Source organism: Micromonospora sp. NPDC049559, from assembly GCF_040676675.1.
Classification (GTDB): Bacteria; Actinomycetota; Actinomycetes; order Mycobacteriales; family Micromonosporaceae; genus JBFAPK01.
The window spans coordinates 573,340-590,875 of sequence record NZ_JBFAPK010000001.1 but is presented as its reverse complement, the minus strand read 5'-3'; the positions used below and the strand labels follow the sequence as shown (position 1 = coordinate 590,875).

The window sequence follows — 17,536 nt, the reverse complement described above, 5'->3', positions numbered from 1 at the left end:
AAGGAGGCAAACGCGATGGGCTCCGTCCGCGTCGCCATCGTCGGTGTCGGAAACTGCGCCTCGTCCCTGGTACAGGGCGTGGAGTACTACCGCAATGCCGACCCCCACGACCGCGTCCCGGGTCTGATGCACGTCAAGTTCGGCGACTACCACGTCTCCGACGTGCAGTTCGTCGCGGCGTTCGACGTGGACGCCAAGAAGGTCGGCATGGACCTGGCCGAGGCGATCCTCGCCAGCGAGAACAACACCATCAAGCTCGCCGACGTACCGCCCACGGGCGTGCTCGTGCAGCGCGGCCCGACCCTGGACGGCCTCGGCCAGTACTACCGCGAGATCGTCGAGGAGTCCGACCAGTCCCCCGTCGACGTGGCCCAGGCGCTGCGCGACGCGCAGGTCGACGTCGTCGTCTCGTACCTGCCGGTCGGCTCCGAGGAGGCGGACAAGTTCTACGCGCAGGCCGCGATCGACGCCGGCTGCGCCTTCGTCAACGCGCTCCCCGTCTTCATCGCCTCCGACCCGGTCTGGGCGCAGAAGTTCACCGACGCCGGCCTGCCGATCGTCGGGGACGACATCAAGAGCCAGGTCGGCGCGACGATCGTGCACCGCGCGCTGGCCAAGCTCTTCGAGGACCGCGGCGTCGAGCTGCTGCGCACGTACCAGCTCAACTTCGGCGGGAACATGGACTTCATGAACATGCTGGAGCGCACCCGGCTGGTCTCGAAGAAGATCTCCAAGACCCAGTCGGTGACGTCCCAGATCCCGCACGAGATGGTCAAGAGCGACGTGCACATCGGCCCGTCCGACCACGTGCCGTGGCTCGACGACCGCAAGTGGGCCTACATCCGCCTGGAGGGTCGCTCCTTCGGCGACGTACCGCTCAACGCCGAGCTGAAGCTCGAGGTGTGGGACTCGCCCAACTCGGCCGGCGTCATCATCGACGCCGTCCGCGCCGCGAAGATCGCGCTGGACCGGGGCATCGGCGGGCCGATCCTCTCCGCCTCGTCCTACTTCATGAAGTCGCCGCCGGAGCAGTACGCCGACCACGACGCCCACCAGGCCGTCGAGGACTTCATCGCCGGCCGGGTCGAGCGGTAAGGAGGCTCCGCTCCGGCCCCGACCGGGTGCCCACGCGCTTGCCAGGGCTCCGTACCGTAGGCCCCGCGCGCCCCGCTCACGCGGCGAGGCGCCCACCGGCCGACAGGGCCGCACCCCCGCCAGGGTGCGGCCCTGTTCCCTTCCCCGGCACCGCCGCACGGGCCGGCGCAGGACGAGTGCCCGCCGCCGACCCCGGAGGACGCCGCGACGGCCGCCACGGGACCGGGTCGCGCGGCGGCCGGCTAGGGCGTGAGGAGTGCCTGCAACGCGAGGCTCCCGGTCGCCACCAGCACCGAGAGCAGTCCGCCGAGGGCGAGTGGGCGCAGGCCGGCCCGGCGCAGTTCCCGGGGCCGTACGCCCAGCCCGATGCCGGCCAGCGCCGTCGCGACCAGGTACCCCGCCAGGAGCGCCAGGCCGGCGCCCCACGACGGCGGCACCAGGCCGGCCGATCCGGCCGCCGCCGCGAGCAGGAACAGCGGGAGGAACGGGGGTACCAGTCGCCACAGGGCGGGCCGGTTCGCCGGCGTCGCGGACCGGCGGTACCGCAGCCCCGCCACCCCGAGCACCACCGGAATGATCATGAGTGCGCGGGTCAGCTTGACCGTGACGGCGTACCGGCCGGCCTCTGCGCCGTACGCGTAGCCGGCCGCGACCACGCTGGAGGTGTCGTTCACGGCGGTACCGGCCCAGAGCCCGAAGGCGTGCTGGCTGAGGCCGAGCAGGTGACCCAGCGGCGGCAGGGCGACGACGGCGACGATGTTGTAGACCACGATCGTCGAGAGCGCGTACGCCACCGCCGCCTCGCCGGCCAGGACGACCGGGCTCAGCGCCGCGATGGCGGAGGCCCCGCAGATGCCCGTGCCGGCGCCGACGAGCGTGCGCAGCGGATCGGGTACGCGCAGCAGCCGGCCGAGAAGCACGGCCGCGACCAGGCAGAGGGCGAGCGTGCCGAGCATCACCGGCAGCGAGGCGGCCCCGACCCGCAGGACCGTACGGACCGAGAGCCCGGTACCGAGCAGCACGACGGCCGCCTGCAACAGGTACCGCCCGGCGAAGCCCGCCCCGGCCCGCAGCCCGTCGGGGTCGGTCCGACGCGCATCGACGCGGTACGGGTCCGCGCCCCCGGTCCGGCCCGGTGCGCATCCGGCCCGCGACCCGGCCCCGCCGGTCCGGTCGAGCAGGGCCCGCACCACCGCGCCCAGGAGCACGGCGAAGACCGGCGCACCGAGCACCGGGACGAGCCGGCCGGCGACGGTCGCCACGCCGCCGATCAGCCCCGCGACGCCGAGTCCGGGCAGCAGCCGCCACGGCCCGGACAGCGGCCCGTCCGGCCGGCGACCGGGCGGCCCGTCCGCCGCGCCCGGCGGGTGCTGGCCGCGCTCCGGCCGGTCTTCGGTACCCGTGGACCCGGACGCGCGCGCCGGCACCGGCGCGGGGTACACGACCGGTTCCTCCGGGCCCGCGACCTGCTTCGTCATGCGGCAAGTCTTGGCCGGCCGGCACGACCCGGGTAGTGGCGAAACCAAGATGGGCCCATAGGCTTTACCTATGTCCGACCGTCAGCTTCTCCCCGGTGACCTGCCGGCTCTCGGCCTCTTCGTCGACGTGGTCGAGTTGGGCAGCCTCTCCGCCGCGGCGCGTCGCCACCGGATCACGCAGCCCTCGGCCAGCCAGGCGATCGCCCGGCTGGAGCGCCGGCTCGGCGTGGCGCTGCTGCACCGGGGTCCGCGCGGTTCCCGGCCCAGTCGGGAGGGCGAGCGGCTGCTCGGGCCGGCCCGCGAGGTGCTCGCCGCGCTGGACCGGCTGGCGGCCGAGGCCGAGGCGGTGCAGGCCGGCGCGCGGAGCCTGGTGCGGGTGGCGGCCAGCTACACCAACGCCGAGTACGTGTTGCCGGTGCGGGTGGCCGGCTTCGGAGCGGTCCACCCCGACGTGGCGGTCCGGCTCACCGTGGCGAACAGCGAGGAGGTGGTGGCGGCGGTACGCGCCGGCGGAGCGGACATCGGTTTCGTCGAGGGGCCGGGGGTCTTCGCCGGCCTGCAGAGCCGCCGCATCGGCCGCGACGAGTTGGTCGTCGTGGTCGCGCCGGGACACCCGTGGGCCGGGCCGAGCGATCCGCTGCCCGCCTCGACGCTCGCCGGCACCCCGCTCCTGCTGCGCGAACGCGAATCCGGCACCCGGCGGACGTACGAGGAGGCGGCGGCGCGGGCCGGACACCCGGTCGCGGAGCCGTACGGCGTGATGACCTCGACCGAGGCGTTGAAGGCGGCGGTACGGGCCGGGCTGGGCGCCACGGTGGTCAGCCGCCTCGCCGTGCAGGACGAGCTGCGCGACGGCACCCTGGTGCGGGTGCCGGTCGCCGGGCTGGACCTGGGCCGGGAGCTGCGCGCCATCTGGCCGGCCGGCCGGCGCGGCCCCTTCGTCGGCGAGTTCATCCGGCACGTGTCGACCGGCTGACCCGCGCCGCGCGCGGACGACCACCCGCTGACCGGTTCGCCACCGCTTAGCGCCCGGCCCCGGCTGACCGGTTCCCCACCCGTCAGCGCCCGGCCCCGGCTCGGCGGGTCCGCCGCGGCTCAGCTCCAGGCGCTGGCGAACGAGACGCGGGCCTCCAGCTCCAGCAGCTGCCGCTTGCGTGGCAGGCCGCCGCCGAAGCCGACCAGTTTTCCGCCGGCGCCCACGATCCGATGGCACGGCACGATCACCGGTATCGGATTGCGGTTGCAGGCCACGCCGACCGCGCGTGCCGCTCCCGGGTCGCCGAGGATCGTGGCGACCTCCCCGTACGTCCGCATCTCGCCGTACGGGATCCGCGACATCTCGCGCCAGACGGCCCGCTCGAACTCCGACCCCTGCCGCACCGACAGCGGCACGGTGAACTCGGTCAGCTCCCCGGCGAAGTAGGCGCGCAGCTCGGCGAGAACGGTCCGGAGCCGCTCGTCGGCGGTCTCCGCCGCGATCAGCTCGACCCCCTCGACCCGGCCGAAGCGCACCCCGCAGATGCCCCGCTCGTCGGCGACCACGGACAGCTCGCCGATCGGCGAGTCGAGCACGGTCCAGCGCATCCGGCCATTATGTCGCGGCCCACCGACTTCGCAATTCCTTCTGGCACCTGCTAACTTCTCTTTGCATGTGCAGGTTTTCAGGATGAGCGTCCCTCCGCCGACCGGGGACGATCTGGTCCGGGTGCTCTCCACCCTGGCCAACCCGCACCGCCTACGGGTCGTCGCCGCGCTGGCGCGCGAGCGCAACTACGTGAGCCGGCTGGCTCGCGAGCTGCGCATCAGCCGCGCGCTGCTGCAGGTCCACCTGCGGAAGCTGGAGACGGCCGGTCTGGTGTCGGCGCAGCTGGAGTTGTCGGAGGACGGGAAGGCCATGAAGTTCTACGAGGTGAACGACTTCGCGTTCGCGCTCACGCCCGAGGCGATCGCCACGGCGGCGCGGACGCTGACCCTCCCGCGGGTCGACGAGCGGATCGACGAGCGGGACGCCGAGGAGGGTGAGCGCTGATGGACGGGCACGAACTGACCGAGGTGGTGGGCGCGGTGGGAATCTTCACCCTGCTGACGACCGTGATCGCGGTGACCATCGTGCAGATCGCCCGGACCTGGCGGGCGAAGGCCCTGCTGGCGCGCGAGCAGGCGTACCAGCAGCTCGCCGAGAACGCGGCGAACGGCCAGCAGGAGACCGCGCGGCAACTGGCGGAACTCGGCGACCGGCTCGTCTCGATGGAGGCGCGCATGGCCAAGCTGGAGCGCGTCCTGCAGGAGGTCGAGTAGTCCGGACCAGGCCCCGGGCCGCCGAGCGGCAACTCGACGGCCCGGGTGTGAAAGAGCACCTCGCCCCCGTAGGGGCGCTTCTCGTCATCGCTCCTTCATCGAAAGGACAACACCCCATGCCGTACAGCGGCAAATCCATCCCACCGACCGCCGGCCACCGGCCGCGCGGCGCCGCGACCCCCCGGCACCGCGGCCGGGTACGGCGGCTCGCCGCGCTGGCGCTGGCCACGGTCGCGGCGGCCGGGCTCGCCCCGGTCGCCGCCGCCTCGCCGAGCGCGGCGGCCCGGCCCGGTTCGTCGGCGGGCATCGCCTGGAGCCCATGCCCGCAGGACGCCACCGCGGAGTGCGGCACGCTCTCGCTACCGGTGGACTGGGACCGGCCGGACGGGCCGCGATTCGACCTGGCCCTGGCGCGGCGTACCGCGACCGACCCGACCGCGCGCGTCGGCACGCTGGTGTTCGGGCCGGGCGGCCCCGGCGACTCCGGCGTGAGCCGGGTCGTCACCGGCATCGGGCGGTTCACCGACGAGCTGCGCCGACGGTTCGACATCGTCAGCTTCGACCCGCGCGGGGTGGGGCGGAGCCAGCCCGTCGTCTGCTCCGCCGAGCTGCTCTCCGCGCAGCCCTCGCCGCTCCTGCGCGACCAGGCCGACTTCGACGCGACGCTGGCGTACAACCGGCGGCTGCGGCAGGACTGCCGGGCCCGTACCGGGCCGATCTTCGACCACGTCGACACGGGCAGCATGGCGCGGGACCTGGACGCGGTCCGGGCCGCGCTCGGCGAGCGCCGGCTCACCTACCACGGCAGCTCGTACGGGACGCTCCTCGGCGAGCAGTACGCCGAGCTGTTCCCGGGTCGGGTCCGGGCCGTGCTGCTGGAGAGCGTGGTGGACCACAGCCTCGCTACCCGGGACTTCCTGGACACCCAGGCCGCCACGGCGCAGGACTCGTTCGACCAGTTCGTGGCCTGGTGTACGGCGACCGCGAGCTGCGCCCTGCACGGCCGGGACGTCCGCGGGCTCTGGGCCGACCTGATGGCCCGGGCCGGACGCGGCGAGCTGGCGGACCCGAAGCGCCCCTCGGTCGCGCTGACCCCGTACACGCTCAGCGTGCTGGCCCAGCGCGCCTTCTACGGCCCGGACTGGGCGGAGCTGGCGGAGACGCTGGCCGCGCTCGCCACGGGTGGCCGTCCCGCGCCGCTGGCCGCACCGGTCACGGGGGCGCGGGAGCCGGCAGTGTCCACCTCGGACGGTACGGCCACCGCGCCGTTCCCGTTCGCGGTCTTCTGCCAGGACTGGGCGCTGCCGGTGCGCGACTACCGGGAGTACGCCGAGCACCTGCGCCGGATGGCCGGTATCGCGCCGGACACCCGCTACCCGCAGGCGCTGATGGCGATGACGACCTGCCTCGGCGCGCCGACGCCGGTCGACAACCCGCAGCACCGGCTCCGGGTGGATACCGACCGGCCGCTCCTGCTCGTCAACTCGCTGCACGACCCGGCGAGCGGATACAACTGGGCCAGCAATGTGGCCCGGCAGCTCGGCACCCGCGGCGTCCTGCTGACGTACGAGGGCTCCGGCCACGGCATCTACAACGTCAGCCCGTGCATGGCCTCGGCCGCCGAGCGGTACCTGGTCTCGCTGGAGCTGCCCGCGCCCGGCGCCCGCTGCCCGGAGGTCGGGCCGACCACGGCGGTCGCGGGCGCGCCGGGGACCCGGGCCCGGGTCTGACGACGGGTCCGCACCCCCGGGCGTGAAAAATTTCTTCCACTCGCCCAGCATTCATTGAGGTTATTGTCGGACCGCGACCACGACGGTTGCTCGGAACGGTCGCCGGGTGCTTCCCGGCGACCGTTCCGGTGAGCCGCGCCCGCCGGTCCGGCGTACGGCGCGCGGAAGGTGGGAGAAGCGATGCGCAGAAGAGAGATCCTGGCGGCGCTGGCCGCGACCGCCGTCGGCGGCGGATCCGTACTGGCCACGGCGAGCCCGGCCAGCGCCGCCGAGGACTACTACCTGGCCCTGACCGAGCAGGTCAGCAACCGGGTGATGGTCTGGAACCGGAACGTCTCGTGGACCGATGCCAACCTGCACTGGCAGTTCACCCCCGGCACCACCGCCGGCGTGTGGCAGAACCTCTCGGACATCCGGATCCGGGCGACCTCCGCGTTCGGCACGGTCGCGCTGGTCACCGCCTCCGGCGGCCAGGCGGCGATCATCGACGTCAAGGACGGCCAGTCGCGGGCAACCACGGCCGACATCCTCTGGCAGGCCACGCCGGGCGGCAACCCGCACGCGATCGAGCGGATCCCGGACAACGGGTCGATCGTGGTGGCCAGTTCGGGCGGGACCCTGACGCTCTACTCGCCGACCGCGATCAGCAAGCCGAGCACCCTCGCCAAGGTGCAGACCATCTCGTTCGCGGGCGCGCACGGCGTGCTCTGGGACCCGTCGCACGGGTACCTCTGGGCGATCGGAGAGGGTCGGCTCGTGCCGTACACCGTCACCGGCACGTACCGGGACACCCGGCTCTCCGCGCGGAACGGCTCGATCAGCCTGGGTACGTACACCAACTCCGCCGGCGAGACCAAGCCGAACCTCGGGCACGACCTGCAACCGTCGCTCACCGACAGCGACACGCTCTACATCACCCACACCACCGGGGTCTACTCGGTCAACGCCACCACCTTCGCGCTGACGAAGATCTCGGGTACGACCTCGGTCAAGGCGTACGTCGACAGTCCGGGCGGCGAGCGGGCCCAGGTCCGCGCCGACAACACCGGCGCCCGCACCTGGGGTACGCCGACCGTGCAGTTCTTCAACGCCGACGGCACCGCCGCCGGAACACAGACCCGCTCGGGCGCGGAGTTCTACAAGGCCCGGATCTTCACCACCGCCTTCGAGTAGGAGGGCCCGGACCTGGCGCCGTGACGCGCGGGCCGCCGGCCACCGGCAGGTCGCCGGCGACCACGGGGCCAGGTCCCCTCGCCTTGCCCACGAGACTTACCGTTCCGGGTGTGGGCGCGGTGACTTTGGTCTTCCTCATCATCGGCGGGCTCGGCGTCGGGGTGCTCGCGCTGGCGCTGCTCGGCACCGAACTCGTCCACTTCGGACATCCGAACCTCGACGGGCCGGTCACCCTGGAGGCGCTGGCCGCGTTCGCCGGCACGTTCGGCTTCGGCGGCGCCATCGCCAGCGAGCTGCTGCACGCGGAGGGGCCCGGCCCGACCGCGGCGGCGGCCGGGGCGGGGGTGCTGGCCGCCGTACCCGCCGCCTGGCTCGCCACCCGGCTCTCCCGGGCCGCGCGCGACATGCGTACCGACGCCACCCCCACCCGGCAGCACCTGATCGGGTCGATGGGTGTGGTGGTGACCCCGATTCCCGTCACCGGCTACGGCGAGGTGCGGGTACGCGTCGCCGGCCAGCCGGTCAAGCTCAACGCCAAGGCCGAGCAGCCGCTCGCGGCCGGCACCCAGATCTTCGTCATCGAGGCGCTCAGCGAGACCAGCGTGCTCGTCGAAGAAGTCCCCCACCTCTCCTCCTAAGGAACTCAATGACACCACTGCTCGTCGCCATCGGCGGGGCGGTCGTCCTCGCCGTCGTCCTCGTCATGTTCGTGCTCTCCCGGATCAAGGTCGCGGGCCCGAACGAGGCGTTCATCGTCACCGGCCGCAAGGGGCGTACCACCCAGACCGCCGACGGCGGTCGCTCGACCGACATGTCCGGCCAGAAGGTGGTCCTCGGCGCCTCGGTCTTCGTCCTGCCGATCGTGCAGAAGCTGCAGTCGCTGGACCTGTCCAGCCGCCGGATCCACGTCGAGATCCAGGGCGCGGTGAGCAAGCAGGGCATCCGGGCCAAGCTGCAGGGCGTGGCGATCGTCAAGGTCGGCGGTACCGAGGACGCGATCCGCGCCGCCGCCCAGCGCTTCCTGCACCAGCAGGCGGAGATCGACGAGTTCACCCGCGAGGTGCTCGCCGGTGCGCTCCGTTCGATCGTCGGCCGGCTCACCATCGAGGAGATCATCCGGGACCGGGCGGCGTTCGCCAGCGCGGTCGCCGAGGAGGCCGAGCACTCGATGACCAACCAGGGCCTGGTGCTGGACACCTTCCAGCTCCAGGACATCATCGCCGAGGGCTCGTACCTGCAGGACCTGGGTCGGCCGGAGGCGGCCCGGGTGCTCAAGGACGCCGCGATCGCCGAGGCCCGCGCCCGGCAGCAGGCCGAGCAGGAGCGGCTCATCGCCGAGGAGGCGATCGCCGAGGCCAACCGGAACCTGGCGCTCAAGCAGGCCGCCATCCAGGCCGAGATCGACGCGGCCAAGGCGAAGTCGGCCGCGGCCGGACCGCTCGCCCAGGCGGAACGGGACCAGGCGATCCTCTCCGAGCAGCAGAAGGTGGCCGAGCGCAACGCCGAGCTCAAGCAGCGCCAGCTCGACACCGAGGTACGCAAGCCGGCCGACGCGGAGCGCTACCGGGTCGAGCAGGAGGCCGAGGCGGCCCGCAACGCGGCGGTACTCAAGGCCGACGCGCAGCGGCAGGCAACCATCGCCGCCGCGCAGGCCGCGGCCGAGCAGTCCCGGCTGACCGGTGAGGGCGAGCGGGCGCGGCGCGCCGCGCTGGCCGAGGCGAACGCCATCGAGGGTGCCAAGGAGGGTGAGGCCGAGCAGCGCCGGCGTACCGCGATCGCGGAAGCGATCGAGCGCGAGGGCCAGGCGGAGGCGGCGGCGATCCTGGCGAAGGGTCAGGCCGAGGCCGAGGCGATGGCCCGCAAGGCCGAGGCGTTCGCCGCGTACGGCGAGGCCGCCGTGCTCGACCTGCTGGTCAAGGTGCTGCCGCAGGTGGTCGAGGCGGCCAGCGCGCCGATGCGCGAGATCGACAAGCTGACCGTCATCTCCACGGACGGCGCCTCCTCGCTGACCAAGTCGGTGGCGAGCAACGTCGCCCAGGGTCTGCAGCTCGGTACCGACCTCACCGGCATCGACCTGGCCGGCCTGCTCGCCAAACTGGGTGGGGCGAGCAGCGGCAACGGCGGTCCGGTCGTGGACGGCAAGGCGGTCGAGCCGAGCAAGTAACGATCATGCGGTACCGCGAGCGGGGTCGCGCGGTACGGCAAAGGGTGGGGCCGCCCTGCCCGCGACGGGATCAAGCTTGACCGCCCAGAGCGGGTAGGGCGGCCCCACCCCGAACGGCATCGACGCCGCCGCCCGTCGCCGATTCCGGCGGCGGGTGGGGCTTCAGCTCCCGATGCCCTGCTCGCTGGCCCAGCGGCGCAGTTCGGCCTCGGCCTCGTCCCGGTCCAGCGGGCCGCGCTCCAGGCGCAGCTCCTTGAGGTACCGCCACGCCTGCCCGACCAGCGGGCCCGGCGGGATGCCGAGCAGCTCCATGATCGCGTTACCGTCCAGGTCGGGGCGGACCCGGGCGAGGTCCTCCTCCTGCTGGATGCGGGCGATCCGGTGCTCCAGCGCGTCGTAGTCCGCGGCCAGCTGCGCCGCCTTCCGGCGGTTGCGGGTGGTGCAGTCCGACCGGGTCAGCTTGTGCAGCCGGGGCAGCAGGTCCCCGGCGTCGGTGACGTAGCGGCGTACCGCCGAGTCGGTCCACTCACCCCGGCCGTAGCCGTAGAACCGCAGGTGCAGCCCGACCAGCGCGACGACCTGGGCGATCACGTCCTTGGGGTAGCGCAGCGCCTTCATCCGCTGCTTCGTCATCCGGGCGCCGACCACCTCGTGGTGGTGGAAGCTGACCCGGCCGTCCGAACCGACGGCCTTGGTCGCCGGCTTGCCGACGTCGTGCATGAGCGCGGCCATCCGCAGCACGAAGTCGCAGCCCGCCGCGGTGTCCCCGGCGGCGGCGTCCGCCCGCTCCAGCGCGATGGCGTTGTTGACCACGGTCAACGTGTGCTCGTAGACGTCCTTGTGCTGGGCGTGCTCGTCGATCTCCAGCTTCAGCCCGGAGAGCTCGGGCAGGAAGCGGTCGGCCAGCCCGGTCTCGACCAGCAGCCGGAGCCCGGTGACCGGGTCGGCGCCGCAGAGCAGCTTGGTGAACTCGTCCCGGATCCGCTCGGCGGTGATCCGGTCGAGGTCGCCGGCCATGGCGATCATGGCGGCCCGTACGTCGGGGTGGACCGCGAACCGCAGCTGGGCGGCGAACCGGGCCGCCCGCAGCATGCGCAGCGGGTCGTCCCCGAACGACTCCTGCGGCGTGCCCGGGGTACGGATCAGCCGGGCGGAGAGGTCCTCCAGCCCGCCGTACGGGTCGGTGAAGCGGTGCTCGGGAACGCTCACGGCCATCGCGTTGACCGTGAAGTCCCGCCGCTTGAGGTCGTCGACGAGGTTGGTGCCGTACGCCACCACGGGGTTACGGGTGACCCGGTCGTACGACTCGGCCCGGAACGTGGTGATCTCCAGCCGCAGCCCCTCGCGCTGGGCCCCGATGGTGCCGAACTCCCGCCCGGTCTCCCAGATCGACTCGGCCCACCCCTTGATGACCCGCAGCGTCTGGTCCGGATGCGCGTCGGTGCAGAAGTCGAGATCGTCACCGAGTCGGCCGAGCAGCGCGTCCCGGACCGAACCGCCCACCAGGTGCAGCTCGTGACCGGCCCGGGCGAAACGACGGCCCAGTTCGTCGGCGACGGGCGAGACCCGCAGCAGTTCGGAGACGGCGTTGCGCTGCGCGGCGGTCAGGTCACGACGCGCGCCAGCGCTGGGTACGGAGGTTTCGGACATGGGACTGCCAGCCTATCGGGCCACCGCCCGGCCGGCCCCGCCGGGCAGGGCGTCGGTTGACTAAGGTCTGAGGCTGAGCAGTACCGGTGGGCGTCGTGCCCGCCGTACCCCTTGGGAGGCTGTCATGAGCGGCGGGCTCTACCGCAGCGCGAACGCCACGCCGGGCGGTTTCCAGCCACCACCTGACGGCGCGACGCTGATCTCGGTGGAGCCGGTCGACCAACCGATGATCGAGACCACCGCCTCGGCGCCGCAGGCGCCCGGCGAGGGCACGGCCGCCTCGAACAGCGCGGTGATGGCGATCGGCAGCCTGGTCAGCCGGGGCACCGGATTCCTGCGGACCCTGGCCCTCACGGCCGCGCTCGGCGGCCTCCTGGTCGGCAACGCGTACACCACCGCGCAGATCTTCCCGGGCCAGGTCTACGAGTTCCTGCTCGGCGGCATCCTGACCAGCGTGCTGGTGCCGGTGCTGGTCCGCCGCCGCAAGAGCGACCCGGACGGCGGCCAGGCGTACGCCCAGCGGCTGCTCACCCTCGCGGTGATCGCCCTGGGCATCGCGACGGTGGCCGCGCTGCTGGCCGCCCCGGCGCTGACCTTCCTGTACGCCAGCGAGGAGTCGAGCCACTCCTACCGGCAGCTCGTCACGGTGCTGTCGTACCTGATGCTGCCGATGCTCTTCTTCACCGGCCTCTCGGCGCTGGTCAGCGCGGTACTGAACACGCGCGGGCACTTCGCGGCCCCGATGTGGACGCCGATCCTGAACAACCTCGTGGTGATCGGCGTCGCCGGCCTCTACATCGCGATCTTCGGCGCCAAGATCGTGCAGCCGGAGGAGATGACCGCGGGACGGATCGTGCTGTTGGGCGGCGGGACCCTGGTCGGGGTGGCGGTACAGGCCGCGGGGCTGCTGCCGGCGCTGCGCAAGGTCGGCTTCCGCTGGCGCTGGCGCTTCGACTTCCGCGCCCTCGGCCTGCGCGAGCTGGGCCGGCTCGGCGCGTGGATGTTCTGCTACGTCGCGGTGAGCCAGCTCGGCCTGATCGTGCTCTTCAACCTGCTGAGCCGCGCCGGCGACAAGAACGAGGCCGGACCGCTGATCTACAACAACGTCTTCCTGCTGTTGATGATGGCGCACGGCATCATCGCCGTGTCGATCATCACGGCGCTGATGCCGCGGATGAGTTCGGCCGCGGCCGAGGGGCGGTACGGGGACATCGCCGCCGACCTGTCCCGGGGTACCCGGACGGTGACGGCGGTGCTGGCGCCGATCGCGGTCTGCTACGGGGTGCTCGCCGGACCGATCTCCATCACCCTCTTCCGGTACGGCGCCTTCACCGGCGAGAACGCGGTCGCGACCTCGACCGTGCTGATCGTCGCCGGGCTGGCCCTGGTGCCGTTCGCCATCAGCCAGCTCTTCACCTTCGGCTTCTACGCGCTGCCGGACACCAAGACCCCCGCCATGATCAACATTCCGGTCGTGGCGCTGCGGGTCCTGGTGCAGATCGCGCTCTTCGCCGCCTTCAGCGCGGCCTTCACCGCGCCCGGCATGATGCTCGGCAACGCGGTCTCGTACGTCGCGGCCGCCATCGCCTCGGCCTGGTGGCTGCGCCGGCGGATCGGCCCCATCGGCCTGGCCGCGATCGCCGGGACCTTCGGCAGGGTGCTGGTGGCGGCGGCCGGCTCCGCCGTCGCCGGTCTGCTGGTGCTCGCGGTGCTTCCGGGGGACGGGGCGCACCTGAGCTGGCCGCAGGCGGTGGTCCGGCTGGTGATCGGCGGGGTCGTGGTGGGCGGCAGCTACGTCGGCCTGGCGCTGGCCCTGAAGGTCCGCGAGATCAGCGAGGTCGTCGACATGGTGCGGCGCCGGCTGGGGCGCTGAGCGCGGGAGTCCGGTCCGCAATCATTCCGTTACCGAACCTGGGGATCCAGCTGTGGACAAGTCGACAAAACAGCAGCCCAGGGCACTGATCCAGTTGTGGATAACGCGCGGCACCGGCGGATGGTCACGGCTTCGCGCCGCCGCGTACGGCCCGACCGGGTCCGGTGCGGGGACGACCCGGCCGCGCCGGCCCGCAAATCGCCCCTATAGGTTAGGGACCGGTCGTCGCGTCAATCCGGGTGACACCCGACGTACCCCAACTGTTCGCCTCACACCCGACACCCTGCCGAGTACGACCGCAAGATGACATGTCGGGGATCAGTCGAACCCGGGTAAGGTCGCTCTCGACGGGTGCGGCGAGCGCCTACGCTATGGCTTGACGGTGCCCACCGGCTCCTTCGACGGCAGAGCGGAAGTCCAATGCCCAGCAGCGCGGGTCCATCGATCGACACAATCACCGAGGGAGGACGGGTGACCCAGGTCGGCGAAGGTCAGGAGGCGGACGAGGCCGCACCGGTGATGACCTTCGGTGCGCCCGCCGTCGGTGAAATCCTCGCCGAGCGGTACGAGCTGGCCGAGCACATCAACGACGACAGCGCGGGCCGGCAGGTCTGGCGCGGCGTCGACGTCGTGCTGCGCCGGCCCGTCGCGGTGGTGCTGCGCTACCCCGGTGGCGACTCCGCCAAGGAGATGCTCCAGGCCGCCGTCGCCGCGAGCCGGGTGATCCATCCCAGCCTGGTCGGCGTCTACGACGCCATCGACGAGGAGGACCGGGCCTACGTCGTCCGCGAGTGGGTCGACGGGCAGTCGCTGCGGGAGCTGGTCGCCGAGGGGGTCCTCGACCCGGCCCGGGCCACCAGCGTCGCGCACGCCGTCGCCGGCGCGGTCGCGGCGGTGCACGCCACCGGGATGGTGCACGGCAACGTACACCCGGGCACGGTGATGGTCGGCGACGACAGCCGCGTCGTCCTCTCCGACGCGAGGTCGGACGGGGCCGACACCCCGGAAACGGACATCCGGGCGATCGGCGGGATCCTCTACTACGCCCTCACCGGCCACTGGCCGCACGCCGAGGCGTCGCCCGGCAACGGCGGGACCCGGCGTACCCGCTCCACCCTGCCGGACGCGGTACGCGACGCGAACGGTGCCATCGCGGCACCACGGCAGGTGCGGGCCGGAATCCCGACCTACCTCGACGACCTCACCATGGACCTGCTGGACCCGCAGCTGGCGGTCCCCTCCTCCGATGTGCTCGCCGCCGAGCTGGGGCGGCTCGACACCGCCGCCGAGGAGCAGTACCTGGAGAACACCGGGCCCCTGCGCTTCACCGCGACCGAGCCCGAGAGCACCGAACCGGCGCCGGCCGGCGGCCGGAAGATCGCCGTAGGGGTGGCCGCCCTGCTGGTCATCGCCGTGGTGGGCCTGCTGCTCGGCATCCGGGCACTCTCCGGCGGCGGTACCGACGACCAGGCCGGTCCCGGCCCGTCGGCCAGCTCCAGTTCACAGAACGGAAGCGCGGGACCGCCGGCCGAGTCGAAGCCCGTGAAGCTCGACATCAAGGCCAACCAGGTACGCGTCGTCGACCCGGACGGCACCGGCTCGGAGCGCGACCACGCCGAGCGGGCGGTGGACGGCGACACCGAGCAGGGTTGGGAGACCGAGAGCTACCGGGGCAGCGGCAGCTTCGGCAACACGAAGCAGGGCATGGGCATCCTGATCGACCTCAAGGAGCCCCGGGTGGTCACCTCCGTACAGGTGCAGCTCTCCGCGTCCGGAGCCTCCGCCGCGCTCTACACCGGCGACATCGACCCGCCCGCCACCAAGGACGGCGACAAGCAGCTGGTTCCGGCGTACCTCACCCATCCGGTCGGTGAGCCGTTCGAGAACTACAGCGGCACCAAGATGGTCTTCTCGGCCCCCTCGTCGGAGACGAAGTACCGCTATCTGCTCTTCTGGATCACCAACCTCCCCAAGAACGACACGGGCCGATACAAGATCGGCGTCCAGGAGATCACGGTCGAGGCACGGTGAGCCCCGAGTCGCTGCCGCCCCTCGGCCGGACCATGTCTGGAGCGCGGCCGTGACCGGCATCGACGACAGCGGCTCCGCGAAGGGTCGGGCGACCGACGAACCGGCCCACCGCCGCCCCGTGACCGGGGCGGTCGACCGTACCGACGAGGAACTCCTGCGGGCCCACGTGGCGGGCGACCCGGAGGCGTTCGCCGAGCTGTTCCGCCGCCACCGCGACCGACTCTGGGCGGTGGCGCTGCGTACCGTCGCCGACCGGGAGGAGGCCGCGGACGCGCTCCAGGACGCGCTGCTCTCGGCGCACCGGGCCGCCCCCCGCTTCCGTGGCGACGCGGCCGTCACCACGTGGCTGCACCGGATCGTGGTCAACGCCTGCCTCGACCGGATCCGGCGGCGCCAGGCCCACCCGACCGTGCCGCTGCCCGACGGGAGCCGGTCGACGGAGACGGGCCGGCGCAACGGGGTCGAGCCGGCCGCCCCGGCCTCGGACCACGACACCGCGCTCGTCGTACGCCAGGCGCTGGCCGAACTGCCGGCCGAGCAGCGGGCCGCGCTGATCCTGGTGGACGTGCAGGGCTACCCGGTCGCCGAGGTGGCCGTGATCCTCGGCGTGGCCGAGGGGACCGTCAAGAGCCGGTGCGCCCGTGGCCGCGCCCGCCTGGCCCGGATGCTCGGGCACCTGCGGCCGGAGCCGTCCGGTGCGATTCCGGCGCCGGCCCGGCCGGCGGAGGTGCGGGCCGACGTGCGGACCGTCACCCCGGGGAACCCGGGAGGCGGCCACCGCGTCCGATCACCGGGGTCGGGCCAGTCGCGGCACGACGGCAACCAGGAGGAACAGTGACGGCGGGGCGGTTCGGGGAGGTCGACATCGACCTGCTCGCCGACTATGTCGGCGGGGCGCTGGAGGGCACCCCGGACGAGGACGCGGTCGCCCGGCTGATCGCCGAGGAGCCGGAGTGGGCCGAGGCCTACGCGACGCTCGTACCGGCCGTCGACTCGGTGCGGGGCAGCCTCGCCGGCTGGGGAACGAGCCCGGTGGAGATGCCGGCCGACGTCAGCGACCGGCTGCTCGCCGCGCTCGCCCAGGCCGGTCCGGTGGCGCCGGAGTCGACCGACCCGGAGTCGACCGACCCGGTCACCGCCGACTCGATCACCGGCCCGGGGCCGGCGCCCGGGGAGCCGGAACCCGGGCGGACCGAGCCGGGCGTCGGGCGACCGGTGCCGGAGCAGGCCCGCCCGGTACGGCAGCTCCGGTCGGTGCCCGCGGCGGGCGGGGAGACCGGGCCCGGGAAGACCGGGTCGCACGAACGGCGGAGCGCCCGCTCCCGGCGGTGGGCCCGGCGGGCCGGGCCGGTGGCGGTGGCCGCCGCGGTGGCGGCGTTCGCCGGATTCGGGGTCAGCCAGTACGTCGACGACCGCCGCCCGCAGATGGCGGACAACGAGGCGGCCACCGGTGCGGCCGGTAGCGCTCCGGAGCAGCCCCGAGCCGGCGCGGGGACTCCCCGGGCACTGCTGAACCCGGCCGGCAACGGCATCGTCTCGACCGGCACCGACTACACCCCCGAGTCGCTGGCCGCCCGGTTCGGCAGGGACGCGCGGGGAACGGCCGGTACGGAGGCGTCCGGCCCCGGACCCGCCGCGGCACCGGACGGCTCCCAGACCATGGCCGTCTCCGCCCTGGACCGGCTGGCGGACCGGGACGCCCTCGCCGCCTGCCTGAACTCGATCGCGAGCACGCACATGGGCGGCGAACTGGCCGTCGACCAGGTCGAGTACGCCTCGTTCCAGCGCAGTCCCGCCCTCGTGGTCACGTTCGCGGACGCGAGCGGTACCCGCTGGGTCTGGGTCGCCGGCCCGGATTGCGGGCTTCCCGGCTCGGGCGCCGACACGCGCTATCAGGCCCAGGTAGGGTAACTCGACGGTCACCGACTGTTTGGGTGGGCGCGTGACGTGACCCACCAGATGACCGTGTTGGGAATCGCCGTTCGTACGATGACGTTCTGCTCAGCAGTTGGCGGCGTTCCACCACCAATCGGCGTCCGGACCG

General features: G+C 73.1%; 15 protein-coding genes. 12 read left to right on the top strand and 3 right to left on the bottom strand.

Translation table 11 applies throughout. From position 1 onward, the window contains the following. The first annotated feature begins 15 nt into the window (after window positions 1–15). The gene (locus tag AB0J86_RS02620; protein WP_363851300.1) at window positions 16–1,095 is read left to right on the top strand and encodes an inositol-3-phosphate synthase; all 1,080 of its coding nucleotides are present in this window, start codon (window positions 16–18) and stop codon (window positions 1,093–1,095) included. Window positions 1,096–1,337: 242 nt separating this feature from the next. On the opposite strand, the gene AB0J86_RS02615 is transcribed toward AB0J86_RS02620, so the two are convergent. Next, a complete protein-coding gene (locus AB0J86_RS02615) occupies window positions 1,338–2,573 on the bottom strand; it encodes a putative sulfate exporter family transporter (RefSeq protein WP_363851297.1) in 1,236 nt (411 codons plus the stop codon). A gap of 70 nt (window positions 2,574–2,643) precedes the next feature. Between AB0J86_RS02615 and AB0J86_RS02610 the strand changes: the two genes are divergently transcribed. Continuing rightward, complete coding sequence (locus AB0J86_RS02610) at window positions 2,644–3,549, top strand: LysR family transcriptional regulator (RefSeq protein ID WP_363851294.1); 906 nt, start codon at window positions 2,644–2,646, stop codon at window positions 3,547–3,549. A gap of 119 nt (window positions 3,550–3,668) precedes the next feature. Here the strand turns inward: AB0J86_RS02610 and AB0J86_RS02605 are convergent, their stop codons facing one another. Next, the gene (locus AB0J86_RS02605; protein WP_363851291.1) at window positions 3,669–4,157 is read right to left on the bottom strand and encodes a methylated-DNA--[protein]-cysteine S-methyltransferase; all 489 of its coding nucleotides are present in this window, start codon (window positions 4,155–4,157) and stop codon (window positions 3,669–3,671) included. Between the two features lie 82 nt (window positions 4,158–4,239). Between AB0J86_RS02605 and AB0J86_RS02600 the strand changes: the two genes are divergently transcribed. The 6 genes from AB0J86_RS02600 to AB0J86_RS02575 all read left to right on the top strand — a co-directional run bounded on the left by AB0J86_RS02600 (window position 4,240) and on the right by AB0J86_RS02575 (window position 9,938). Then, window positions 4,240–4,602 (top strand): ArsR family transcriptional regulator, encoded by a 363-nt coding sequence (locus AB0J86_RS02600; RefSeq protein WP_363851288.1) that lies wholly within the window; start codon window positions 4,240–4,242, stop codon window positions 4,600–4,602. After that, the gene (locus tag AB0J86_RS02595; RefSeq protein ID WP_363851285.1) at window positions 4,602–4,871 is read left to right on the top strand and encodes a hypothetical protein; all 270 of its coding nucleotides are present in this window, start codon (window positions 4,602–4,604) and stop codon (window positions 4,869–4,871) included. The genes AB0J86_RS02600 and AB0J86_RS02595 overlap by 1 nt, the downstream gene beginning before the upstream one ends. A gap of 116 nt (window positions 4,872–4,987) precedes the next feature. Then, on the top strand, window positions 4,988–6,601 hold the full coding sequence (locus tag AB0J86_RS02590; RefSeq protein WP_363851282.1) for an alpha/beta fold hydrolase: 1,614 nt from the start codon (window positions 4,988–4,990) through the stop codon (window positions 6,599–6,601). 180 nt (window positions 6,602–6,781) lie between these two features. Beyond that, window positions 6,782–7,774, top strand: a complete 993-nt coding sequence (locus AB0J86_RS02585; protein ID WP_363851279.1) for a DUF6528 family protein — start codon at window positions 6,782–6,784, stop codon at window positions 7,772–7,774. Between the two features lie 110 nt (window positions 7,775–7,884). Further along, window positions 7,885–8,412: a hypothetical protein gene (locus AB0J86_RS02580; protein ID WP_363851277.1), complete on the top strand. Its 528-nt coding sequence runs from the start codon at window positions 7,885–7,887 to the stop codon at window positions 8,410–8,412. An 8-nt stretch (window positions 8,413–8,420) separates the two neighbouring features. After that, complete coding sequence (locus tag AB0J86_RS02575; protein WP_363851274.1) at window positions 8,421–9,938, top strand: SPFH domain-containing protein; 1,518 nt, start codon at window positions 8,421–8,423, stop codon at window positions 9,936–9,938. 162 nt (window positions 9,939–10,100) lie between these two features. On the opposite strand, the gene AB0J86_RS02570 is transcribed toward AB0J86_RS02575, so the two are convergent. Beyond that, window positions 10,101–11,588, bottom strand: coding sequence for a CCA tRNA nucleotidyltransferase (locus tag AB0J86_RS02570; protein WP_363851271.1), 1,488 nt, complete (start codon window positions 11,586–11,588; stop codon window positions 10,101–10,103). Between the two features lie 124 nt (window positions 11,589–11,712). Here AB0J86_RS02570 and murJ point away from each other — a divergent pair, with 124 nt between their 5' ends. From murJ to AB0J86_RS02550, 4 genes are all read left to right on the top strand, one after another. Next, complete coding sequence (gene murJ, locus AB0J86_RS02565) at window positions 11,713–13,461, top strand: murein biosynthesis integral membrane protein MurJ (RefSeq protein WP_363851265.1); 1,749 nt, start codon at window positions 11,713–11,715, stop codon at window positions 13,459–13,461. A 420-nt stretch (window positions 13,462–13,881) separates the two neighbouring features. Further along, window positions 13,882–15,492, top strand: a complete 1,611-nt coding sequence (locus AB0J86_RS02560) for a protein kinase family protein (protein WP_363851262.1) — start codon at window positions 13,882–13,884, stop codon at window positions 15,490–15,492. A 118-nt stretch (window positions 15,493–15,610) separates the two neighbouring features. Next, window positions 15,611–16,330, top strand: coding sequence for an RNA polymerase sigma factor SigM (gene sigM / locus AB0J86_RS02555; protein ID WP_363851635.1), 720 nt, complete (start codon window positions 15,611–15,613; stop codon window positions 16,328–16,330). After that, window positions 16,327–17,403, top strand: a complete 1,077-nt coding sequence (locus tag AB0J86_RS02550; RefSeq protein ID WP_363851260.1) for a hypothetical protein — start codon at window positions 16,327–16,329, stop codon at window positions 17,401–17,403. Before sigM ends, AB0J86_RS02550 begins: the two co-directional genes overlap by 4 nt. The last annotated feature ends 133 nt before the right edge of the window (window positions 17,404–17,536 follow it).